This window comes from Cellulomonas sp. H30R-01, from assembly GCF_010119915.1.
Classification (GTDB): domain Bacteria; phylum Actinomycetota; class Actinomycetes; order Actinomycetales; family Cellulomonadaceae; genus Cellulomonas; species Cellulomonas algicola.
The window spans coordinates 4,389,594-4,410,558 of the sequence record NZ_CP048210.1 but is presented as its reverse complement, the minus strand read 5'-3'; the positions used below and the strand labels follow the sequence as shown (position 1 = coordinate 4,410,558).

Annotated in this window: 24 protein-coding genes; 8 read left to right on the top strand and 16 right to left on the bottom strand. The window is 74.4% G+C overall.

The window, feature by feature from the left end; genetic code table 11:
• Positions 1-4: 4 nt before the first annotated feature.
• Positions 5-1,267 (bottom strand): urea ABC transporter substrate-binding protein, encoded by a 1,263-nt coding sequence (gene urtA / locus GXP71_RS19665; RefSeq protein ID WP_162354061.1) that lies wholly within the window; start codon positions 1,265-1,267, stop codon positions 5-7.
• A 239-nt stretch (positions 1,268-1,506) separates the two neighbouring features.
• Here urtA and GXP71_RS19660 point away from each other — a divergent pair, with 239 nt between their 5' ends.
• Positions 1,507-2,733: a pyridoxal phosphate-dependent aminotransferase gene (locus GXP71_RS19660; RefSeq protein ID WP_162354060.1), complete on the top strand. Its 1,227-nt coding sequence runs from the start codon at positions 1,507-1,509 to the stop codon at positions 2,731-2,733.
• A gap of 40 nt (positions 2,734-2,773) precedes the next feature.
• Here the strand turns inward: GXP71_RS19660 and GXP71_RS19655 are convergent, their stop codons facing one another.
• Positions 2,774-3,025, bottom strand: a complete 252-nt coding sequence (locus tag GXP71_RS19655; protein WP_162354059.1) for a hypothetical protein — start codon at positions 3,023-3,025, stop codon at positions 2,774-2,776.
• 152 nt (positions 3,026-3,177) lie between these two features.
• On the opposite strand from GXP71_RS19655, the gene GXP71_RS19650 reads away from it, so the two are divergent.
• Positions 3,178-4,200 carry a S66 peptidase family protein gene (locus tag GXP71_RS19650; RefSeq protein ID WP_162354058.1) on the top strand — a complete coding sequence of 341 codons (1,023 nt, stop codon included), beginning with the start codon at positions 3,178-3,180 and terminating at the stop codon, positions 4,198-4,200.
• A gap of 40 nt (positions 4,201-4,240) precedes the next feature.
• Here the strand turns inward: GXP71_RS19650 and GXP71_RS19645 are convergent, their stop codons facing one another.
• The 3 genes from GXP71_RS19645 to groL all read right to left on the bottom strand — a co-directional run bounded on the left by GXP71_RS19645 (position 4,241) and on the right by groL (position 7,463).
• Positions 4,241-4,912: an SIMPL domain-containing protein gene (locus GXP71_RS19645; protein ID WP_162354057.1), complete on the bottom strand. Its 672-nt coding sequence runs from the start codon at positions 4,910-4,912 to the stop codon at positions 4,241-4,243.
• 15 nt (positions 4,913-4,927) lie between these two features.
• The gene (locus GXP71_RS19640; RefSeq protein ID WP_202924294.1) at positions 4,928-5,641 is read right to left on the bottom strand and encodes a hypothetical protein; all 714 of its coding nucleotides are present in this window, start codon (positions 5,639-5,641) and stop codon (positions 4,928-4,930) included.
• A 196-nt stretch (positions 5,642-5,837) separates the two neighbouring features.
• A complete protein-coding gene (gene groL, locus GXP71_RS19635) occupies positions 5,838-7,463 on the bottom strand; it encodes a chaperonin GroEL (protein ID WP_162354056.1) in 1,626 nt (541 codons plus the stop codon).
• 560 nt (positions 7,464-8,023) lie between these two features.
• On the opposite strand from groL, the gene GXP71_RS19630 reads away from it, so the two are divergent.
• Positions 8,024-9,454: a glycoside hydrolase family 15 gene (locus tag GXP71_RS19630; protein ID WP_202924293.1), complete on the top strand. Its 1,431-nt coding sequence runs from the start codon at positions 8,024-8,026 to the stop codon at positions 9,452-9,454.
• A 179-nt stretch (positions 9,455-9,633) separates the two neighbouring features.
• Here the strand turns inward: GXP71_RS19630 and GXP71_RS19625 are convergent, their stop codons facing one another.
• The 3 genes from GXP71_RS19625 to GXP71_RS19615 all read right to left on the bottom strand — a co-directional run bounded on the left by GXP71_RS19625 (position 9,634) and on the right by GXP71_RS19615 (position 10,905).
• The gene (locus tag GXP71_RS19625) at positions 9,634-9,837 is read right to left on the bottom strand and encodes a cold-shock protein (RefSeq protein ID WP_013769803.1); all 204 of its coding nucleotides are present in this window, start codon (positions 9,835-9,837) and stop codon (positions 9,634-9,636) included.
• 121 nt (positions 9,838-9,958) lie between these two features.
• Entirely contained in the window at positions 9,959-10,564 is a 606-nt protein-coding gene (locus GXP71_RS19620; RefSeq protein WP_162354055.1) for a LytR C-terminal domain-containing protein, read from the bottom strand.
• Between the two features lie 29 nt (positions 10,565-10,593).
• Positions 10,594-10,905 (bottom strand): DUF3263 domain-containing protein, encoded by a 312-nt coding sequence (locus GXP71_RS19615; protein WP_124343644.1) that lies wholly within the window; start codon positions 10,903-10,905, stop codon positions 10,594-10,596.
• A 123-nt stretch (positions 10,906-11,028) separates the two neighbouring features.
• Here GXP71_RS19615 and GXP71_RS19610 point away from each other — a divergent pair, with 123 nt between their 5' ends.
• A complete protein-coding gene (locus tag GXP71_RS19610) occupies positions 11,029-11,706 on the top strand; it encodes a uracil-DNA glycosylase (protein ID WP_162354054.1) in 678 nt (225 codons plus the stop codon).
• 68 nt (positions 11,707-11,774) lie between these two features.
• Here the strand turns inward: GXP71_RS19610 and GXP71_RS19605 are convergent, their stop codons facing one another.
• The 4 genes from GXP71_RS19605 to GXP71_RS19590 are packed head-to-tail and all read right to left on the bottom strand — an operon-like array spanning position 11,775 to position 13,998.
• The gene (locus GXP71_RS19605) at positions 11,775-12,584 is read right to left on the bottom strand and encodes a hypothetical protein (protein WP_162354053.1); all 810 of its coding nucleotides are present in this window, start codon (positions 12,582-12,584) and stop codon (positions 11,775-11,777) included.
• Positions 12,581-13,003 (bottom strand): hypothetical protein, encoded by a 423-nt coding sequence (locus tag GXP71_RS19600; protein ID WP_162354052.1) that lies wholly within the window; start codon positions 13,001-13,003, stop codon positions 12,581-12,583. Before GXP71_RS19600 ends, GXP71_RS19605 begins: the two co-directional genes overlap by 4 nt.
• Entirely contained in the window at positions 12,987-13,541 is a 555-nt protein-coding gene (locus GXP71_RS19595) for a signal peptidase I (RefSeq protein ID WP_162354051.1), read from the bottom strand. Before GXP71_RS19595 ends, GXP71_RS19600 begins: the two co-directional genes overlap by 17 nt.
• A gap of 25 nt (positions 13,542-13,566) precedes the next feature.
• Positions 13,567-13,998: a hypothetical protein gene (locus GXP71_RS19590; RefSeq protein ID WP_162354050.1), complete on the bottom strand. Its 432-nt coding sequence runs from the start codon at positions 13,996-13,998 to the stop codon at positions 13,567-13,569.
• 187 nt (positions 13,999-14,185) lie between these two features.
• Here GXP71_RS19590 and GXP71_RS19585 point away from each other — a divergent pair, with 187 nt between their 5' ends.
• Positions 14,186-14,998: an SGNH/GDSL hydrolase family protein gene (locus GXP71_RS19585; RefSeq protein ID WP_162354452.1), complete on the top strand. Its 813-nt coding sequence runs from the start codon at positions 14,186-14,188 to the stop codon at positions 14,996-14,998.
• Between the two features lie 21 nt (positions 14,999-15,019).
• On the opposite strand, the gene GXP71_RS19580 is transcribed toward GXP71_RS19585, so the two are convergent.
• The 4 genes from GXP71_RS19580 to GXP71_RS19565 form a co-directional block, all read right to left on the bottom strand.
• The gene (locus GXP71_RS19580; RefSeq protein WP_162354049.1) at positions 15,020-16,138 is read right to left on the bottom strand and encodes a hypothetical protein; all 1,119 of its coding nucleotides are present in this window, start codon (positions 16,136-16,138) and stop codon (positions 15,020-15,022) included.
• A gap of 4 nt (positions 16,139-16,142) precedes the next feature.
• Positions 16,143-16,781 carry a signal peptidase I gene (locus GXP71_RS19575; protein ID WP_162354048.1) on the bottom strand — a complete coding sequence of 213 codons (639 nt, stop codon included), beginning with the start codon at positions 16,779-16,781 and terminating at the stop codon, positions 16,143-16,145.
• Between the two features lie 5 nt (positions 16,782-16,786).
• Positions 16,787-17,212 (bottom strand): hypothetical protein, encoded by a 426-nt coding sequence (locus tag GXP71_RS19570; RefSeq protein ID WP_162354047.1) that lies wholly within the window; start codon positions 17,210-17,212, stop codon positions 16,787-16,789.
• Positions 17,213-17,438: 226 nt separating this feature from the next.
• Positions 17,439-18,647, bottom strand: a complete 1,209-nt coding sequence (locus tag GXP71_RS19565) for a sensor histidine kinase (protein ID WP_162354046.1) — start codon at positions 18,645-18,647, stop codon at positions 17,439-17,441.
• A gap of 117 nt (positions 18,648-18,764) precedes the next feature.
• Here GXP71_RS19565 and GXP71_RS19560 point away from each other — a divergent pair, with 117 nt between their 5' ends.
• The 3 genes from GXP71_RS19560 to GXP71_RS19550 all read left to right on the top strand — a co-directional run bounded on the left by GXP71_RS19560 (position 18,765) and on the right by GXP71_RS19550 (position 20,959).
• On the top strand, positions 18,765-19,433 hold the full coding sequence (locus tag GXP71_RS19560; RefSeq protein WP_124341635.1) for a response regulator transcription factor: 669 nt from the start codon (positions 18,765-18,767) through the stop codon (positions 19,431-19,433).
• Between the two features lie 126 nt (positions 19,434-19,559).
• On the top strand, positions 19,560-19,787 hold the full coding sequence (locus tag GXP71_RS19555) for a hypothetical protein (protein ID WP_162354045.1): 228 nt from the start codon (positions 19,560-19,562) through the stop codon (positions 19,785-19,787).
• A gap of 125 nt (positions 19,788-19,912) precedes the next feature.
• Complete coding sequence (locus GXP71_RS19550; RefSeq protein ID WP_238402515.1) at positions 19,913-20,959, top strand: LacI family DNA-binding transcriptional regulator; 1,047 nt, start codon at positions 19,913-19,915, stop codon at positions 20,957-20,959.
• The last annotated feature ends 6 nt before the right edge of the window (positions 20,960-20,965 follow it).

Here is a 20,965-nt window from a genome sequence, read left to right as displayed (position 1 = left end):
CGGGTCAGGACAGGCCCTCGGCCCAGTCGTAGCCCTCGAGGAACGGGTCCGGCTCGATCGGGCCGTCGGACGACCACTCGGTGTAGATGAGGCCGTCGGGGCCGATCTTCCCGATGAGCGCGGTCTTGGCGATGTGGTGGTTGTCGCCGTTCACCGTCACGGTGCCCTCGGGGGCGTCGAACGAGACACCGTCGGCCGCCTCCTGGATGTCCGCGACGTCGAACGACTCGGCCTTCTCGACCATGCCCTTCCACAGGTAGAGCGACGTGTACGCGGCCTCCATCGGGTCGCTCGTCACGCGGTCGTCGCCGTACTTGGCCTTGAACGCGGCGACGAAGTCGGCGTTCTCGGGGCTCTCGACCGTCTGGTAGTAGTTCCACGCGGTGAGCTGGCCCTCGATGTTCTCGATGCCGATGCCGCCGACCTCCTCCTCCGCGATCGACACGGAGACGACGGGCAGCGCGTCGGCGGTGAGGCCGACGTTCTTGTACTCCTTGAAGAACGCGACGTTGGAGTCGCCGTTGAGGGTGTTGAACACCGCGTCGGCGCCCGAGCCCTTGAGCTTGGTGACGATCGTCGCGAAGTCGGTGTGGCCGAGCGGCGCGTACTCCTCGCCGACGATCTCGACGCCGTTCGCCTCGGCCCAGGCGACGATCTCCTTGTTGGCGGTGCGCGGGAACACGTAGTCGGACCCGACGAGGAAGAGCTTCGTCTTCCCCTGCTCCTTGAGGTACTCGACGCCCGGCAGGATCTGCTGGTTCGTCGTCGCGCCCGTGTAGAAGATGTTCGGCGACGCCTCCAGGCCCTCGTACTGGACCGGGTAGAACAGCAGCGCGTCGTTGCTCTCGAACACGGGGAGCATCGCCTTGCGCGACGACGACGTCCAGCCGCCGAAGACGGCCGCGACGCAGTCGGACTTGATGAGCTTCTCGGCCTTCTCGGCGAACACCGTGGGCTCGGACGCGCCGTCCTCGCCGACGATCTCGAGCTGCTTGCCGAGCACGCCGCCGCCGGCGTTGATCTCCTCCGCCGCGAGGTCGAGCGCGTCGCGGACGGTCTGCTCGGAGATCGCCATCGTGCCCGACAGCGAGTTGAGGAAGCCGATCTTGATCGAGTCGCCGGACGTGTCGACGCACGACGCGGAGCCCGACGCGCTGGAGTCGCCGGAGGAGCCCGCGTCGGTCCGGGAGCCGCAGGCCCCGAGGGCCAGGACGAGCGCGACGGCGGCCGGGACGGCGAGCGCGCGGGTGGTGAGGAGTCTGGTCAACGGACGTGCCTTTCGCTGGGGACGAGCTCACGGACGAACCGGACGAGGCACGAGGACAGCCGCAGGCACCGCGCTGTGTCCCGAGGTGTATACATCCCTGTGCCCATGCCCGGAGACGCTAGGGACGGGATGTTTCCGCCAGCCCCCCGCGCGCGTGAACGGTCTGTTTCGACCCGGTCCCGGTTCGGCCACGGCGGTCGGCCCGTCGGGCGCGGTCACGTCCGGCGTACGCTCCCGACATGCCGCACCTGCGTCCGCTCGACCAGTCCTCCAAGCTGAAGAACGTCCTCTACGAGATCCGCGGCGCGGCGCTCGACGAGGTCGCGCGGCTGGAGGCCGAGGGGCACACGATCCTGCGGCTCAACACGGGCAACCCGGCGGCGTTCGGTTTCGAGGCGCCGCACCAGATCGTGCGCGACGTCATCGCGTCGATCCCGAACGCCCACGGGTACACCGACTCGCGCGGGATCCTGTCGGCCCGCCGGGCGATCGTCACGCGCTACGAGACCGAGCCCGGCTTCCCGCAGATCGACGTCGACGACGTGTTCCTCGGCAACGGCGTCTCCGAGCTCATCACGATGGTCATGCAGGCGCTGCTCGACGAGGGCGACGAGGTGCTCATCCCCTCGCCCGACTACCCGCTGTGGACCGCGATGACGTCGCTGTCGGACGGCGTGCCCGTGCACTACCGGTGCGACGAGTCGAACGGCTGGCAGCCCGACCTCGACCACCTGGAGTCGCTGATCGGGCCGCGCACCAAGGCGATCGTCGTCATCAACCCGAACAACCCGACGGGCGCGGTCTACTCGCGCGAGACGCTGACCGCGATCGCCGACATCGCGCGGCGGCACTCGCTGCTCGTGCTGGCCGACGAGATCTACGACCGGATCCTGTTCGACGGTGCGGTGCACACACCCATGGCGACCGTCGCGCCCGACCTGCTGACGCTCACGTTCAACGGGCTGTCGAAGACGTACCGCGTCGCCGGCTACCGGTCGGGCTGGCTCGTCGTGACCGGCCCGCGCGAGCACGCCGCCGGCTTCCTCGAGGGCATCGAGCTGCTCGCGTCGACGCGCCTGTGCCCGAACGTGCCCGCGCAGCACGCCGTGCAGGCCGCGCTCGGCGGCGTGCAGTCCATCGAGGGGCTCATCGCGCCCGGCGGTCGGCTGCACGAGCAGCGCGAGGTCGCGTGGCGCGGCCTGACGTCGATCCCCGGCGTCACGTGCGTGCGTCCAGACGGCGCGCTCTACCTGTTCCCGCGCCTGGACCCCGAGGTGCACGAGATCCACGACGACGCCCGCCTGGTGCACGACCTGCTGGTGAGCGAGCACATCCTGCTGGTGCAGGGCACGGGCTTCAACTGGCCCACGCCTGACCACCTGCGCGTCGTCACGCTCCCCGAGGCCCGCGTGCTCGCGGAGGCCGTCGAGCGCATCGGCAACTTCCTGTCGTCCTACCGGCAGTGACGGCGGGCCGCGACGGCCGGTCGGCGCGCGAGGACGGACCTCAGCAGGAGAACCACACCGTCCGCTCGGGCCACTCCCCCGTCGCGTCGCGTTCGCGCGCGACCTTCCGCGCCACCCGCACCGCGCCGTGCGGGACGTCGTCACGCCCGTCGATGCGGCACGCCGTCCAGTCGTCCCCCGGCACGACGAGGATCCCGGCGTCCGGCTCGGGCGCACCGTCGTCGCGCTCCTCGGTGTACCGGTAGCGCGCGGCGTCGGCGTCGGCAGCGTCGAGGTGCCCCCAGAAGATCACGCCGCGCTCCCTCCGCCGGTCGGCGTCCAGCCGCGCCCCACCGTAGCGCCGAGTCCCCGGGGGCCGGCGGTCGGCGCGACCGGTGAGGCGAGCGGGCCGTTCGCCGGGCCGGGGTGCCGCGCGGCGCGTCGGTGGGCTGCGAGACTCACCCGGTGATCCGGTACCCCCGCCCCCTGGTCGACGGTGACGTCGTCGCCGTCCCGGCGCCGTCCGCCGGTGTCGAGCCGCGCCACGCTGCACGGCTCGACGTGGCCGTCGCGACGCTCCGGTCCCGCGGGTGGCAGGTGCGCGTGGGCGACCTGGTCCGCGGCGAGGGGATCGCGAGCGGTCCGGCACCGGCGCGCGCCGCGGAGCTCACCCGGTTCGCGACCGACCCTGACGTGCGCGCCGTCGTCCCGCCGTGGGGCGGCGAGATCGCGATGGACCTGCTGCGCCTGCTCGACTGGGACGCGCTCGGTGAGGACGCGACGTGGTGCGTCGGCTTCTCCGACATCTCGACGCTGCTGCTCCCGCTGACCCTGCGCACGGGTGTCGCGACGCTGCACGGCCAGAACCTCATGGACACGCCGTACCGGGTTCCGTCGCCGCTGCTGCCCTGGACGGACGTGGTCACCGCTCCGGCCGGCGCGACGCTCACGCAGGGCGCGGCCGAGGCGTACCGGGGCAGCGGCTTCGACGACTACGCGACCCACCCGGAGGTCGACCGGTTCACCCTGGACACACCGGGCGGCTGGACGCGGATCGACGCGGAGGGCGACGTCGACGTGCGCGGCCGGCTGGTCGGCGGCTGCCTCGAGACGGTGTCGCACCTGGCCGGGACCCCGTACGGCGACGTGGCGCGGTTCGCGGCGACGCACGCACCCGAGGGGCTGATCGTCTACGTCGAGTCCGCCGAGTCCGACGCCGCCGACACGACGCGCCGCCTGCTCGGCCTGCGGTACGCCGGTTGGTTCGACGCCGCGACGGCGGTGCTGGTCGGTCGCACGCGCGGCCTCGACCTGCCGGGGTGGACCCAGCACGACGCGGCACGGCACGCGCTCGGCGACCTGGGCGTCCCGGTCCTGGTCGACGTCGACTGCGGGCACGTGCCGCCGCACCTGTCGCTGGTCAACGGGGCGCTGGCGCACGTGACGCACACGGCGACGGGGTCCTCGATCACCCAGCACCTCGTCTGACGCAGCAGCGCAGACGTCGCACGCCGAGACGCCCGCCGGGTCAGGACGCGGCGAAGCGGGCGTGGACGCGCGCGGCGACCGTGATGTCCTCCGGCTTGAGGTCGAGCCCGCCCGCGACCCCGGCGGCCGCGGCCGCGCGCGACATCTGCGCCGCGCCCGGGTCGCCCGTCGGGCGGGACTGGTCGCCCAGCATCCCGGGGTCCGCGACGGCGAGCGGCCGGACGGTCGACAGCCCGAGCGCCTGCGCGTAGGTCGTGGCCGTCGCGACCGCGTCCTGCACCGCGCGGGTGCGGGCGTCCGCCGTGAGTCGCGTCCTCGTCACCTCGGTGAGCGCCCACTCGACGCCGCTCACGGCCACGCCGTCGCGTGCGGCGACGTCCTCGGCCCACGCGGCCAGGCGCGCAAGGTCCCGGAACTTCACGTCGAGCCGCACGGCGGCGTGGTGCACCAGGGGCAGCTGCTTGCCGTCCTTGTTCCACGGCCGGTCGGACCAGACGCGGATGCGGTCGGACGACCACCACGTGACGGCAGGCGCCGCGGGGTCGGCCAGGCGCTTCGCCTCGCCGGCCAGCCGGCCGTGCTCGCGCAGCGTCCGCTCGACGACGCGCTCGCGGTCGGGACCCTCGAAGCCGACCGTCAGCACGACGGTCCCGCGCTCGGCCGGGTGGTGGTGGTCGAACCGTCCTTCGACGGTCACGGTCGTCTCGTGCACACCGCGGAGCGTACGTCAGACGATCTTGGGGAAGGCCAGCAGGAACGCCGTGGCTGCCACGAGCAGCACGAGCGCCACGCCGAGGACGACCCAGCGCAGGCGCTCGGTGCGGCCGCGGGTCGACAGCGACGCGAAGAACAGCACGAGCGCGAACAGCACCGTGAGGAACGTGTAGCGGTCGCTGCGCTCGTCGAGGACGAGACCGCGGGCGAACCACTGCTCGGCGCGCTGGTCGGCAGCCGCGGCCTCGGCCGTCCCGGGCGGCTCGTACGACGGCATCGCGAACGGGCTGCGCGGCGCGGACGGGTCCTGCAGCGGCTTGAGCGCGAGCCACTCGTCGACCGCGGGCGCGAAGTGCGGGCTGAACCGCTGCCGGACGAACTCCGCCAACGGCTCGTCCTTCTGCGCGACGGCCTGCACCCACACCGCGAACGTCTGCAGGTCGTACCCGCGCGCCGCGTCGGCCTCCGCCGCCTGGCGGCTCGCCTCGATGCGTGACGACGACGCCTTCGAGAACGCGATCGACATCTCGCCGCCCCACTGGCTGGCCTCGAACACGCTCCACGCGGTGAGGACGGCGGTCACCGACAGGACGACCACGGTGACGATCTCGCGGACCTGGCCCTCGCGGCGCACGTGCGCGTGCGGCCGGTGCCCGTCCTCCGGCGCACCCACGTGCGCTGCGGAGGTGTCGCGCTCCCGGACCGCGGCCTCGTGCTCGTCCCCCATGGCGACCTCCCGTCGGCCGCCCGTTCCACAGCGGCTGCGGGCACCGTAGGTCGGCGCCCGACCCGCGCACGTCACCCGACGGGGGTGACCGTCGACGGGAGCACGACGAAGGGCCGGCCACCCTCAGGTGACCGGCCCCTCGTGCCGTGCGGGTCGTGCCGTGCGGCCGTCAGGCCGCGCGACTCACGTCAGCGGATCAGAAACCGCCGCCGAAGTCGTCGCCACCGCCGGCCGGGAGGGCCGGAGCCTTCTCGGGCTTGTCGGCCACGACGGCCTCGGTGGTGAGGAACAGCGCCGCGATGGACGCGGCGTTCTGCAGCGCGGAGCGCGTGACCTTGACCGGGTCGTTGACGCCCGCGGCCAGCAGGTCCTCGTACTCGTTGGTCGCGGCGTTGAGGCCGTGACCCGTCGGGAGGTTGCGGACCTTCTCGGCCACGACGCCACCCTCGAGACCGGCGTTGACGGCGATCTGCTTGAGCGGGGCCTCGATCGCGAGCTTGACGATCGCGGCACCGGTGGCCTCGTCACCCTCGAGCTCGAGCTTCTCGAACGCGAGCGCGCCGGCCTGGATGAGGGCCACGCCACCACCGGCGACGATGCCCTCCTCGACGGCCGCCTTCGCGTTGCGGACGGCGTCCTCGATGCGGTGCTTGCGCTCCTTGAGCTCGACCTCCGTGGCCGCGCCCGCCTTGATGACGGCCACGCCGCCCGCGAGCTTGGCGAGGCGCTCCTGCAGCTTCTCGCGGTCGTAGTCCGAGTCGGAGTTCTCGATCTCGGCGCGGATCTGCGAGACGCGACCGGCGATCTGCGCGGCGTCGCCGGCACCCTCGACGATCGTGGTCTCGTCCTTGGTGACGACGACCTTGCGGGCCGTGCCGAGGACCTCGAGGCCGACCGTGTCGAGCTTGAGCCCGACGGTCTCGGAGACGACCTGGCCGCCCGTGAGGATCGCGATGTCCTGGAGCATGGCCTTGCGGCGGTCACCGAAGCCCGGCGCCTTGACGGCGATGGACTTGAACGTGCCCTTGAGCTTGTTCACGACGAGCGTGGCCAGGGCCTCGCCCTCGATGTCCTCGGCGACGATGAACAGCGGCTTGCCGGACTGGATGACCTTCTCCAGCAGCGGCAGCAGGTCCTTGACGTTCGAGATCTTCGACTCGACGAGCAGGACGAACGCGTCCTCGAGGACGGCCTCCTGGCGCTCGGGGTCGGTCACGAAGTACGCCGACAGGAAGCCCTTGTCGAAGCGCATGCCCTCGGTGAGCTCGAGCTCGAGGCCCAGCGCGGACGACTCCTCGACCGTGATGACACCCTCCTTGCCCACCTTGTCGAGGGCCTCGGCGATGAGCTCGCCGATCGCGGTGTCACCGGCGGAGATGGCGGCCGTGGCGGCGATCTCCTCCTTGGACTCGACCTCCTTGGCCTGCGCGAGGAGCTGCGTCGTGACGGCCTCGACGGCCTTCTCGATGCCCTTCTTCAGCGCGATCGGGTTCGCACCCGCGGCCACGTTGCGCAGGCCCTCGCGGACGAGCGCCTGGGCCAGGACGGTCGCCGTCGTCGTGCCGTCACCGGCGACGTCGTCGGTCTTCTTGGCGACCTCCTTGACGAGCTCCGCGCCGATCTTCTCGAACGGGTCGTCGAGGTCGATCTCCTTGGCGATGGAGACACCGTCGTTGGTGATCGTGGGGGCGCCCCACTTCTTGTCCAGCACGACGTTGCGGCCCTTGGGGCCCAGGGTGACCTTGACGGTGTCGGCGAGGGTGTTGAGACCCCGCTCGATGCCGCGGCGGGCCTCCTCGTTGAAGGCAATGATCTTGGCCATGGGGCTGTGATCCTTCGCTCGGTTTGCGTGGTGGCCGCTGGGTGCCCGCGACGGACGACGCGCCCCGCGCGGTCATGTCCCGCGACGCGACGCACCTCACCGGGCGGCCGATGCTTCTGTCACTCTCGACCCGAGAGTGCTAAGTCAATGGTTAGCACTCGACCCCTGCGAGTGCAAGGCGCGTTCGCCCAGGGACGAGCCGTCGAGCCGACGCCGCACCGGTCCCCCGCTCGCCGGACGGACGTCGCACGCACCTCGCGGGCCCGTCGTCTCCTGGACGCCCGACCGGCCCGACCGCGGTCTCACCCGCGGAACCGCCCGGACGCGCACGCCCGCCGGTCTATCGTGCGCGTGTGCCAGGTCACACCGGGGTGGTCGACGACGTCGTCGACGCCGTCACCGTGCCGGGCGGCACCACGCCGGGCGGCACCGCGCCGGGCACGCTCGCGCCGCCCCGGGGACGCGCGGCGCCCCTGCCTCGCCCCGCCGTCGCACCAGCCCGCCCGCAGCCGCACCCGCGACCGAGCACCGCGCGCCGCACGCCGGGTCCGCTCGCGCGCGTGACCACCGCCACGCTCGGCGGCGCCGTCGCCCTGGCCGTCCTCGCCGCACACCTGCCCCCCGACGACAGCACCACCCCGCGCACGGCACCGCCCGTCGCGGTCGTCGGCCCGCCGACGACGTGGGCGCAGATCCCCCTCTACCAGGAGACCGTCACGCTGCTGCCCGACGGCACCCGGGCCGAGGTGCGCAGCGGCACCGACCCGACGTTCCTCGCCGGCTCGCGCGTGCTCGACCCCGCCGCGGCGACGCTCGCGCAGGCCTTCGGTGCGCCCTCGGCCGCGGCGGCGGCGACGTCACGCGGGCTGCCGGGGGCGGACGCGGCCGCGCAGGTCCAGCGTGACTGGCTGGAGGCCGGGACGGTCCCGGGAGCGGGCAGCCCGTACGAGCCGATGGCCCGCGCCGCGCTCCTCGACCTGCGCACGCTGCTGCTGCCGGGCGGCGCCGCCGTCGCGGGATGGTCGGAGCGTTGGCGGTACGTGTGGCCGCGCGACGCGGCGTTCGTGTCGGTGGCGCTCGCCCGCACCGGTCACGTCGAGGACGCGCTCGACGTGCTCGCGTTCCTCGACGGCGTCCAGGCCGCCGACGGCTCGTTCCAGGCGCGGTACCTGCCCGACGGCTCGGGTCCGCCCGACGACCGCGGCGTCCAGACGGACGGCACGGGCTGGGCGCTGTGGGCCGCGGGACTCGTCGTCGCCGAGCTCGACGACCCCGCGGAGCGCGCGGCCGCCGCGCACCGGCTGCACCCCCTCGTCGTCCGGTCGACGCAGCGCGCGACCGCGCTCGTCGCGGGCACGGGCCTGCCGCCCGCGTCGCCCGACTACTGGGAGGTGCCCGAGCGCTCGCTGACGCTGGGCACGGTCGTCCCGCTCGTCGCGGGCCTCCAGCAGGCCGACCGGCTGCTCCGGATGACGGGCGACGTGGCGCTCGCGGACGCCGCCGCCCGTGCCGCGACGCGCAGCCAGGTCGCCACGATCCGCGAGTTCGGCGGGTCGGGCTACGCCCGGTACGCGGCGGGCGGCCACGCGGACGCCGCGACCGCGTTCCTGCTCACACCGTTCCTGCGGGCACCTGCACCGGGCGCGCACGACGCGTGGCTCGCGTCGGTCCCGACGATGCGCCGCCCCGCGAGCGGGCTCGCGCCGGGCGCGGGCTGGCGGGACGACGGCGTCTCGTGGACCCCGCAGACGTCGCTCTACGCGTGGGTCGCCGCAGAGAACGGCGAGCCGGGGCTCGCGCGCGGGTGGCTCGACTTCCTCGACGCGCACCGCACGACCGCCGGGTCGATCCCGGAGAAGGTGCTCGGCGACGGGTCGCCGGCCGCGGTCGCGCCGCTCGCGTGGAGCGCCGCGTGCGTGCTGCTCGCGCTCGACGCGCTCGACACCGCGGCGTCGACGACGACGCCGCACGCGGCTCCGCTCCCCCGCTGACGCCGCTTCCCCCCGACGCCTCTCCGCCCGCCGACGCCGCTCAGCCGTCGCGCACCCTGCCGTCCTCGGGCAGGGACGCGCGAGGGCCGCGCACCACGGTGGGTGCGCGGCCCTCGCCGATGCGTCCGACGTGGATGTCCGGAGCTGGAGTGCCGGGGAGACGACGCCGGGGCGTCAGGTCAGACGGGGCGAACCTGCTCGGCCTGCGGGCCCTTCGTGCCCTGGCCGACCTCGAAGTCGACCTGCTGGCCCTCCTCGAGGGTCCGGTAGCCGTCGACCTGGATGGCGCTGAAATGCACGAAGAGGTCCTGCCCTCCGCCGGTCGGGGTGATGAAGCCGTACCCCTTCTCCGCGTTGAACCACTTCACGGTGCCCTGGGCCATGCGAACTCCTCGACGATCGGTGCGCCGCGGGCTCCGCCGGCCCCCGGTGCGCGTGAGCCTAGTGGTCACGGGCACGCCACGACCAGGGTCATCTCGGAGGTGACCAGGGCGTCGGCCCCGGTCAGGCGTCGGGGTCGGTGCGCAGGACGACGGCGATGCCGTCGCCCGCCTGGTCCGGGGAGAGCGTGACGGCGGTGAGCCCGAGCGTCTGGGCGACGAGGTCGGCGGTCGACCGCAGGTCCTCGCTCGCGTAGAAGACGGTCGAGTCGGTCACGCCCTCGCCGTCGGAGTTGCCGGTCGTCGCGGCGGTGAAGCCGGCCTCCTGGAGCTTGGCCTGCTGGCGGGCGGCGACCCCGCTGACGCCCGAGGCGTTGAGCACCTGCACGGGCGTGCTCAGCACGGGCTCGACCGCGGGCGGCGCCTCGCTCTCGACGGGCGGCTCCTCGGTCCCGTCGGCGGGCGTCTCCTCCGTGCCGTCGGTCGTGCCCTCGTCACCGGTCCCGCCGTCGTCGACGGTCGAGCTGCCGGGCGAGTCGTCGGCCCCGTTGATGATGCCCCACGCCGTCACGGCGCCGTAGGCGAGGACAGGAGCGAGGACGAGGACCGCGAGGAACGGCCACCACCGGCTCCACGCCGAGCGCGGCGCACGGTGGACGCCGCGCGGCGCGTCGGGGTCCGCTGCGGCGTCGAACTCGTCGTCCGGGTAGGGGTAGTCCGCCTTGCTCACGGCCGCAGGCTATCCGCTGGACCTGGGGCTCAGGCGTCGGTCGCGAGGCGACGCGCGGTACGGGCCCGCTGCCGGGACTGCCGCAGGCGCCGCAGACGCTTGACCAGCATGGGGTCGTGGGCCAGGGCCGCGGGCTCGTCGATGAGGGCGTTGAGCACCTGGTAGTACCGCGTGGCGGACATGTCGAACAGCTCGCGGACCGCCTGCTCCTTGGCGCCGGCGTACTTCCACCACTGGCGCTCGAACGCGAGGATCTGCTCGTCGCGCTCGGTCAGGCCGGAGGTTCCCCCGTCCGGCCCAGCGTCGACGGTGCCGATCGGGAGCGCGGTCGCGGTGTCCATACGGCCTCCTCGGTGGTGCAGGGCGGGTCGGTCAGCGGCCATCGTAGGTGCGAACCACACCGGTGTCATTCCGCCTCACCGCCCGTCACCGGCTCGGGTGGCCGACCGGGTAGCCTCGCCCGCGTGAACCCGGCTCCCCTCGCGTCGCTCGTCGCACCGGACTGGGCGCAGGCGCTGGCGCCGGTCGAGCCGCAGATCCGTGCGGCCGGGCAGTTCCTGCGCGACGAGGTCGCCGCGGGCCACGGGTACCTGCCCGCGGGCGAGTCCGTGCTGAGGGCGTTCAGCCGCCCGCTCGCGGACGTCCGCGTGCTCGTCGTCGGCCAGGACCCCTACCCCACGCCGGGCCATCCCATGGGTCTGTCGTTCTCGGTGCAGGCGGACGTGCGGCCCCTGCCGCGCTCGCTCGACAACATCTTCAAGGAGCTCGTCGCCGACCTCGGCGTGCCACGGCCGACGACGGGCGACCTGTCGCCGTGGGCCGACCAGGGCGTGATGCTGCTCAACAGGGTCCTGACGGTCCGGCCGGGCGCGCCCGCGTCGCACCGGGGTCGCGGCTGGGAGGCGGTCACCGACCGCGCGATCGCGGCGCTCGTCGAGCGCGGCGGCCCGCTCGTCGCGGTCCTCTGGGGGCGCGACGCGCAGTCGCTGCGCCCGGCCCTCGGGTCCGTGCCGCGGGTCGAGTCGGTGCACCCGTCGCCGCTGTCGGCGAGCCGCGGGTTCTTCGGGTCGCGCCCGTTCTCGACCGTCAACCGCCTGCTCGAGGAGCAGGGCGCGGACCCGGTCGACTGGCGCCTGCCCTGACCTCCCGGGGTCCGCGACGGCCGCGGCCGTCCGGCTCGGCGCCGCAGCGACAGTCGCGGCGGCTCCGCTCAGGGCAGGCACAGCGGCGGCATCCCGCCCTCGGTCGTCAACCGGACCTGCACCTCGGGCGTCGCGCCGATGTTGCCCGGGAGCGTCCCGCGGACCGTCGGCAGGTCGGCGCACCGCGACGTCAGCTGCGCCGCGTTGTTGACCTGCACCACCGTCGCGGCCGACCACACCCAGCCGGCCGGGACGGCGCGGTCGGGCACGGTGAACGCGAACTCGACGTGCTCGTCCTGCTGGATGCCGGGCGCGGAGAAGTAGACGGTCCAGTACGCGTTGCCCGTCCAGAAGTTCGGCGCACCCGTGCCGGTCACGGTGCACGGCGTCGCGCTCGCGCTGCCGTCGGCCTTCACGACGCGGCACGAGTCCGGCGCCGGACCCGGGAGGCGCCACGTCGCGGGGACGGCGAACCCGCCCACGAGCACGCGCACGCGCGTGACGGCGGTCGGCGTCGGCGCACCCGTGAGTGCGTAGGTCTGGGTGCCGCTCGCGAGCGTGCCCTGCGCGGTCCCGAGGACGCCGGAGGCGCCGAACAGCGTCACGACGACGGGACGTCCCGCGCACGCGGCCTGGTCGGCCGCGGTGAGACCGTCGAGCCGGACGGCCGTCGGTGCGGTGGTCGTCGTCGGGACGACCTGCACCGGGGTCGCGGTGCACGCGTTGCGGGCGACGACCGCGGCAGGCTGCGCGCGGACGTCGAGGCGCGACGCGCTCGCCGGTTCGACGGGGAGCCCGGCGCCGACGACGGCGAGGGCGAGGGCGGCGAGCGCGGCGACGCCGGGCCAGCGGCGGCCGAGGCCGCGACGACGGCTCATGACAGCGTCACCACCAGGGAGCGGACTGCGGTCGCGGTCACGGGCGCGAAGCCGCCGAGCCGGACGGACGACGCGCCGGCGGGCAGGGGCGCGCTCGCGGAGAGCACGACGGTCGCCGCGGCGTCGTGGCCGGTCACGGCGACGGTGCGTCCCGCGCACGCGGTCGCGTCGACGTCGAGGACGTCGATCGCGTCGACCCGCTCGGTGTCGACGCCGCCGGCCTGCTCGTAGACGAGGCGGGTCGTGACGTCGTCGTCGCACGGGGGCGTCACGACGGCCGTCCCGGAGGCGACGCGGTCGTGCGCGGCGACGTCCAGGCGCGACGCCGACGCGGCGGCGACGCCGCCGGCGAGGACGAGGGCGAGGGCGACGGTCGCGGTGCGCAGGCCGGGCGCCCGCAGCTCACGGGTGCGGGTCACGGGCCACCTCCTGCGCGGGCTGCTCGGTCTCGGGGCGGGCGCGGCCGGGCCACACCAGCCAGCCGGCGACGACGAGCGCGAGGGCGAGCCACGTGGTCGGCGACGCGAGCACAGCGGTCACGGCGCCGAGGCCCGGGACGTGCCAGCGGACCACACCGACGACGTCCTCGGCCGTCGGGTGCCAGACGTCGTCCCAGCCGTTGTTGTCGCCGCGCGTCGTCCAGCCGGTCGTGGCGTCGCCGCCGACGACGCGGTGGACGACGTAGCCGTCGACGCCGTCGGGCCGGTAGACGACCACGTCGCCGACGTGCGCGGTGCCGGCACGTGCGACGACGAGGTCGCCGGACGCGTACGTGGGCGCCATCGACTCGCCCGCGACGACGACGAGCGTGGTCCCGCCGCCCCATGCCGTCGGCCACAGGAGGACGGCGACGGCGACGACGAGGGCCGCGGGCACCCACGCCACGACCCGCCGCCAGGGCGCGCGGGTCCGCGTGGTCGCGGTCCTGGCGGCCGCGGGCGGCGTGGTCGTGGTCATGGGCTTCCTCCTCGGGGACGGGTGGTCAGGCGTTCTTCACCAGGACGACCGACACGGTGTCGAGCTCGTCGTGGCTGGTGAGCCCGCCCGCGATGGGCTGCGGGGCGGCGGGGTCGAACGCGATGCCGACGGTGTCGGACGCGCCGACGTAGACGGTGCCGGTCCAGTCGCCGAGGTCGACCCCGGCGGGCACGTCGGAGAGGGCGATCGTCAGGACGACCGGGACGGCACCGGAGGCGTCGGGCGGCGCGGTGCCGTCGCGCTCGGTGCTCAGGGTCGCGACGGCGCCCGTGAGGCCGTCGACGTCGGTCGCGACGCCGGACGCGACCCGGTCCTCGGCGCCGACGGCGAGCTGCGAGGCGGAGGCCGTGGCCAGGCCGGCGATGCCGAGCCCGACGAGGGCGACCGCGGCGAGCCGCTTGCGGTTGTCCTTCTTCTGGTTCGTCTGCGTGGTCATGGTGCACCTCCTGGTCCGCGCGCCCCGGTCGGTCCGAGGCGTTGTTGCGAACCGTTCTTGTTGACGCATCCAGGGTGCGGGTCCATGCGAACGCATCGATAGGACGCTGGTCCCAGCGAATTGGACAAGCGTCCAGACAAACCCGCGGCGACCAGCGATGACGCCGCACGGTGTGGATCGCGCCACAATGGCCCGCGTGAGCACCCCCGCCGACACCCCCCGCTGGAACCGCTACGTCGCGATCGGCGACTCGTTCACCGAAGGGCTCTGGGACTCCCCCGACGGCCCCGACTCGCCGACGCGCGGCTGGGCGGACGTCCTGGCCGCGCGCCTCTCGCAGCGTCGCACCGCCGCGGGCGAGACCCCGCTCGAGTACGCCAACCTGGCGATCCGCGGCCGGCTGCTGCGGCCGATCCTCGTCGAGCAGGTGCCCGCTGCCCTCGCGATGAAGCCCGACCTGGTCAGCCTGGTGGGTGGCGGGAACGACATCCTTCGCCCCGCCGCGGACGTCGACCGGCTCGCCCGGCTGCTCGAGCAGGCCGTCGTGCGGCTGCGCGACGCGGGCGTCGACGTGCTGCTCGGCACGGGTGTCGACGCCTCCGACAGCCCGCTCGTGCGGGCGACCCGCACGCGCGTCGGCATCTACAACGCGCACATCTGGTCGATCGCCCGCCGGCACGGCGCGCACGTCGTCGACCTGTGGGGCATGCGCAGCCTGCGCGACTGGCGGATGTGGGCCGACGACCGGATCCACCTCACGTCCGACGGGCACGCGCGCGTCGCGCAGGCCGCGCTCGTCGGCCTCGGGCTCGAGCCCGACGAGCCGCGCTGGGACGACCCCCTCGCGCCGCTGCCGCCCACGCCCCGGCTCGAGCAGCTCCGCGGCGACGCGCAGTGGCTCCGCGAGCACGTCTACCCCTGGGCGACCCGTCGCCTCCGCGGACGCTCGTCGGGCGACACGCGCGTGCCGAAGCGCCCGGTGCTGACCCCGCTCGACTAGCGCGTCACCCGCGCGTCCCCGTCAGCGGTCGACGACGCAGGTGGAGAAGGAGAAGCTCTGCGTCCCGGCGATGTTCGACGCCGTCCGCGAGGTGGTCTGGAAGACGTAGGGACCGCTGAGCGACGGCACGACCGTCCGGTCCAGGCGCCACTCCTCGCCGCCGTACCGCCAGGCGTCGGGCGAGCCGCCCACGGACCGCAGGCGCGCCACGGCGGCGGTCATGTCGACCGGCGTCTGCCAGGCGACGTAGAACGGCGAGGTGCCGTTGCCGGTGACCGTCGTGACGACGCACGCCTCGCGGTCCGTCCAGGTGCCCTGCGCGGACGACACCGTGTAGGCGGACGGGGTCACGACGGCACCAGGCAGGGAGTAGTTGCAGACGGTGACCGTGCGCACCTGGCCGGCGACGACCGTGTCGTACGGCTGCCAGACGTCGGTGCGCCCGGAGATCTTGATCAGCCCCGCCGCGCTGGGCGCGCCGAGCTGGTACTTCCACGACTCGTCGCCCTGCAGCGAGTACCCCGTGCGCGCGCCGTTGAACGGCGCCTGCGCGGTGTCGATCCAGGCGGACCAGACGATCGGCGTCGTGGACCGCGTCGTGACGCGGAACGTGAAGCAGGCCTGCTGCCCGCTCGTCGCGTTGGTGAGGTCCCACGTCACGGTGGTGTCGAACGCCGAGCCGTCGGGTCCCGGGTACACGGGACCGGCGGCGGCGGGCGGGACCCAGGTGGCGGCCACGGGCCAGCCGTCGCCCGCGACGAAGACGCGCGCGGCCGTCGCGGTCGGGGCGGTGAACGGGGCGCTCGTCGTGGCGGTGAACGCGCCGCCCGCGAGCGTGCCGGTGACGTCGAGCAGCACGGTCCCGGCGCTCGTCGCGAGGACGACGCGCCCGGTGGCGCACGTCCCGCCGAGCCCGGAGACGGCGACCTGCGTGTACTGCCCGCCGACCGCCGAACCGGTCGGCGTCACGGTCGCGGGACCCGCCGCGCAGCGCTGCACGGCCGCGGCGTACGGGAGGGCGGGCTTCGCGATCGGCAGGCGGGCCGCGCTCGCCTCGCTCAGCCCGAGCAGGGCGACGACGAGCACGAGCACCGTGACGACCAGGCCGGCGGTGCGCGGGCGCAGCAGGGTCCGGTGCACGGCGTCAGCCGCCGGCGGGGGTGAGCGCGGGGCGCCGGGTGCCGTCGTCGTCGACGGCCGGCGTCCCGGTGGGGAGGTCGTCGGCGGCCGGGTCCGGACCGCTGGCAGGTGCGGGGGTCGGGTCGGCGTCGTCGGTGTCGTCCTCGTCGCGCGACGACGGCCAGACGAGCAGCGCACCGGCGATGAGCAGGCACGACCCGAACACCCAGGGCGACGCGACGAGCCGGCCGACGAGCCCGACCTTCGCGACGTGGAGCTGCGCGACACCGAGGATCTGGTCGTTCGTGGGCGCGAACGGGTCGGTCCAGTCGTTGTTGTCGCCCTGGACGACCCAGCCGTTCGTGCCGTCGCCGCCGACGAGGCGGTGGATGATCCGCCCGCCGTCGAGCTGCTCGGGGCGGTAGACCACGACGTCGCCGACCTGCGGCTCGCCGCAGCGCGAGACCACGAGGTCGCCCGTCTCGTACGTCGGCTCCATCGAGTGCCCGGAGACGATCGTCAGCGTCGTGCAGCCGCCCAGGTTCGTCGGCCACAGCAACCACGCGGCGAGGGCGGCCGCGGAGTAGAGCAGGACCGACGCGACGGCACGCAGCACCCGGCGCGCGAGGGGCGCACCGGGTGCCGTCGTGACGTCGCTGGTCATCGGTCTCAGCCGTCGATGCTGACCGCGAACGAGGAGATCGTGTTGTAGTCGACGCCGGCCGGGAGGGCGAAGGCGACGAGGGTGGCCGTGGTGTGCGGCGCGGCGAGCGTCTTGGGGGTGAGCTCCGTGTACGAGCCCGACGCGGTCTTCCACGCGACGCGGATCGTCTTGCCCTGGCAGTCGGCGTCGATGTTGCTGAACTGCACCTCGGACGGGGCGAACCCGGTGGTGCCGAGCGTCGGCGTCTTGTACTTGGCGGTGACGGCGCCCGTCGCGGCCTTCTGGCAGGTCGCGTCGACGCTCACGGTGCCCGTCGCGGCGGTGCCGCTCGAGGTCAGGTTGAGCTGCGACGCGGACGCGAGGGACAGGCCGGCGACGCCGAGGACGGCCAGGCCGACGGCCAGGCCCTTGCGGGTCGAGAACTTCGCCATGGTGACTCCTGGATCGTGACGACGCGGGTCGGCGTGTCGTCGATCCGCACGGCCTCCGGTTGCGGAGCGCCGTCGCAGACGCTACGAACCTCCGATCGGCCGCCGTCGGCTCGGCCTGGGTGCCAGCACCCGGGCCGCCGGGAACGTCGTTTTCTTTCACCCGGAGCGGACCCGGCCGATCCTGGACGACCGTCCATGAAGCGGACAGGGCCCGTGTGACCTGGGCCTACGGCCGAACGGGTGACGCCGTGTGGCCGGCCGCGCCGAGCGGGATGCGCGCGACGAGCCGCGCGCCGCGACCGGCACCCGGTTCGAGCGCGACCGAGCCACCGACGAACGTCAGGCGCTGGCGCATCCGGGCCGTCCCCGAGGCGACACCCGCGGTCTCCTCGTCGTACAGCGCACCGTCGTTCTCGACCGCGACGACGAGCACGCCGTCCTGGACGTCGACCGACGCCACGATCGACGTCGCCGGCCCGTGCTTGAGCGAGTTGGTCACGCCCTCCTCGACGACCCGCACCGCGAGCAGCCGCTCGGGCACCGTGAGCCGCGGGTGCGCCGGGTCGTCGTAGGCGCGCACGGCGTCGGTCACGTCGAGGCGGGTCGCGATGCTCGCGGGGAGCCGGCCGAGCAGCGCGCGCACCGCCGGCACGAGCCCGAGCTCGAGCCGGTCCGGGTACAGCAGCCGGCTCATCTCGCGCACGTCGGCGGCCCGGGCCTGCTCGAGCTCGCCCCGGATCCAGTGCAGGTCGTCGAGGTCGCCGGGGTCGAGCGGCCCCTGCGCGGCGTGCGTCGCGATCTGCTCGAGCCGTGCCTCGACCAGCACGAGCTTGTTCTGCAGCGTGCCGTGCAGGCCCTCCGCGACCTCGCGGCGGACCCGGATCTCCTCCTGCTCGAGCGCCCGGACGGCGTTCTCGACGAGGACCGCCTCGCGCTCGGCGCCACGGATCTGCGCGCGCAGGCGGCGCCTCGCGACGAGCCCCCACATGCCGATCGCGCCCGAGATGACCCCGATGACCAGCCCTGAGAACAGCTCGGCCTCGACGACCTCGCGCGTGGGGTCGTCGTAGACGCCGAAGAGCTGCTGCGCGCCGATGCGCAGGACCGCGCACGCGGTCGCGGCGAACAGCAGCGAGACCGCCATGTGCCAGACGCGCGTCGCCCGGTGCGCGTTGACGACGGCGAGCACCGCGACGAGGCCGACGACAGCGGCGAAGTTGGCGCCGAGCCGGCTCCAGACGCTGACCGACTGCCAGTCCTCGACGACTCGGCTGTAGATGTACGTGGTCTGGAGGGCCGCGCCGATCGCGTAGCCGCTCGCGACGATCCCGCTCGCGCGCAGCAGCCCGACGCGGTCGCTGCGCAGGTCGCGGGCGCGGCGGGCGACAAGGGCGGCCGACTCGTCGTCGGCGGACGTGCTGCGGGTGGTGGGCATCGTTCGTCCCTGCGGGCCGTGCGGGTGCACCGGACGGGTGCTCGTGCGCGTGGCGTCGGTCACGTCAGACGCTCCGGGTGACTGACGCGTGGCGCGGCGACGACGATACTTGCCCCGATGAACGCTGCCGCGAACGGCCCGGTGCGCGTCGCCGTGGTCGAGGACCAACCACTCTTCCGCTCCATGCTCGAGCGGATGCTCGACGACACCGACGGCCTGCAGGTCGTGGTGGCGACGGGCACGGTGACCGAGGCGACACGCCTGCTCCCGCCCGGCGCGGTGGACGTCGTCGTGCTCGACGTGGACCTGCCGGACGGGAACGGGATCGCCCTGGGCGTCACCCTGCGGCGTCGGCAGCCCGCGCTCGGGGTGCTCCTGCTGTCCGCGCACGACGCGATGGACCTGCTGCTCGACCTGCCGCCCGACGTCGCCGCCGGGTGGGGCTACCTGTCGAAGACGTCCTCGACGAGCGAGGAGGTGCTCGTCTCGGCGGTGCGCGCGGCGGCGGTCGGCGAGACGGTGCTCGACCCGGCGCTGCTGGCCCGGATGGCGCCGCGCGCGGGGTCGGCCGTGTCGCGCCTCACGGACCGTCAGTACGAGGTGCTGCGGCTGCTCGCCGAGGGGCTGTCGAACGCGGGCATCGGCGCGCGTCTGGGGATCACGGAGAAGTCCGTGCAGAACCACGTGAACGCGCTGTACGCGACGCTCGGCATCGACACCGACCCGAGCCGCAACCCGCGGGTCAGCGCGGCGCTCCGGCTGCTCGCGGAGACGGGTCCCGTCTAGCGCCACTGGGCCCGTCGGCACTGGTCCGCGCCATTTCTCCGGTTCGGCTTGACCGGTACAGACCTGCGGTCTTACTGTACCGGTATAGCGATCTGTAGCGGTACAGATCGGAAGGGAGAAGGACCCGTGCTCGACCAGTCGATCGGCCTGCTGCTCGCCCGTGACGCCTCCGTCCTCGAGTCGCACAGCGCGCGCCCCTGGGCCCCCGTGGCCGAGGAGCGCCCCGCCCACGAGCCGCAGCCGCACCGTCCGCGCGTCCCGCGCACCCGCCGCGCCCTCGCCCGGGGCCTGCACCGCGTCGCCGACGCCGTGCAGCCGGCCTGCACGTTCGAGGCCGGCCACCCCGCCCGATGACCACGACACCCGCCCCGCTCGCCCCGGCCGGGACCAGCCCGGACGCGACATCCCTCGGGCGGCGCTCCCCGGTGCCCGGCGGCACGACCTACCCTGTCCCGCATGCCGCGGAACAGGGTGGCGTCGTGCCCCGGGTGACCCTCCAGACCATCGCCGACAAGGTCGGCGTCAGCCGCATGACCGTGTCCAACGCGTTCTCGCGCCCCGACCAGCTCTCCGCCGACCTCCGGCGGACCATCCTCGACGCCGCCGCCGAGCTCGGCTACGTCGGCCCCGACCCGTCCGCGCGCGCCCTCGCCCGCGGCACCACCGGCGCGATCGGCCTGCTCCTCACCGCCTGGGTCGGCGAGGCGCTGCGCGACCCCATCGCCGCGTCGTTCTTCGGCGCGATCGCCGAGGAGCTCCAGCCCACCGGGTACGCCGTCGCGCTGCTCCCCGGCGAGAAGGCCGCGCGCGACATCCCCCTCGACGGCGCGCTCGTCTACGCGTGCGGGGGCGACTCCGCCGCGCTCGACTGGCTCGTGCGGCGCAGGCTCCCGCTCGTGTTCGTCGACCTCGACCCCATCCCCGGGCACCCGTCGATCGTGCTCGACGACCACGCCGGCAGCCGGCAGGCCGCCGAGCACGTCCTCGCGCTCGGCCACCGGCGCATCGCGTTCTTCACCATGGGCGGCCGCGAGCGCCACGGCCACCTCGCCGACGGACGCACCGCGGGCCACGACTACGTCTCCCGCGCCCGCGTCGCCGGAGCGGTCGAGGCGCTCGACGCCGCCGGCGTCGTGCCCACCGCGTACGAGATCGTCGACAACGTCGACCCCTACGCGCACGAGGGCGCCCGCGCGCTCCTCACCGGCCCCGACCGCCCGACCGCCGTCCTCTGCTTCTCCGACCTCATGGCCACCGCCGTCCTCGACGTCGCCGCCGAGCTCGGCCTGCGCGTCCCCGACGACCTGTCCGTCGTCGGCTGGGACGACAGCCCGCTCGCCGCGCGCGTCCGGCCCGCGCTCACCACGCTGCGCCAGGACCTCGACGCCAAGGGCCGCGCCGCCGCGCGCACCCTGCTCGCCGCGATCGAGCGGTCCCGGGCGGGTGCGCCCGTCGACGCCGTCCGCACCGAGCTGCCCGTCGAGCTCGTGGTGCGCGAGAGCACCGGCCCGGCACCGACCGGCTGACTCCGC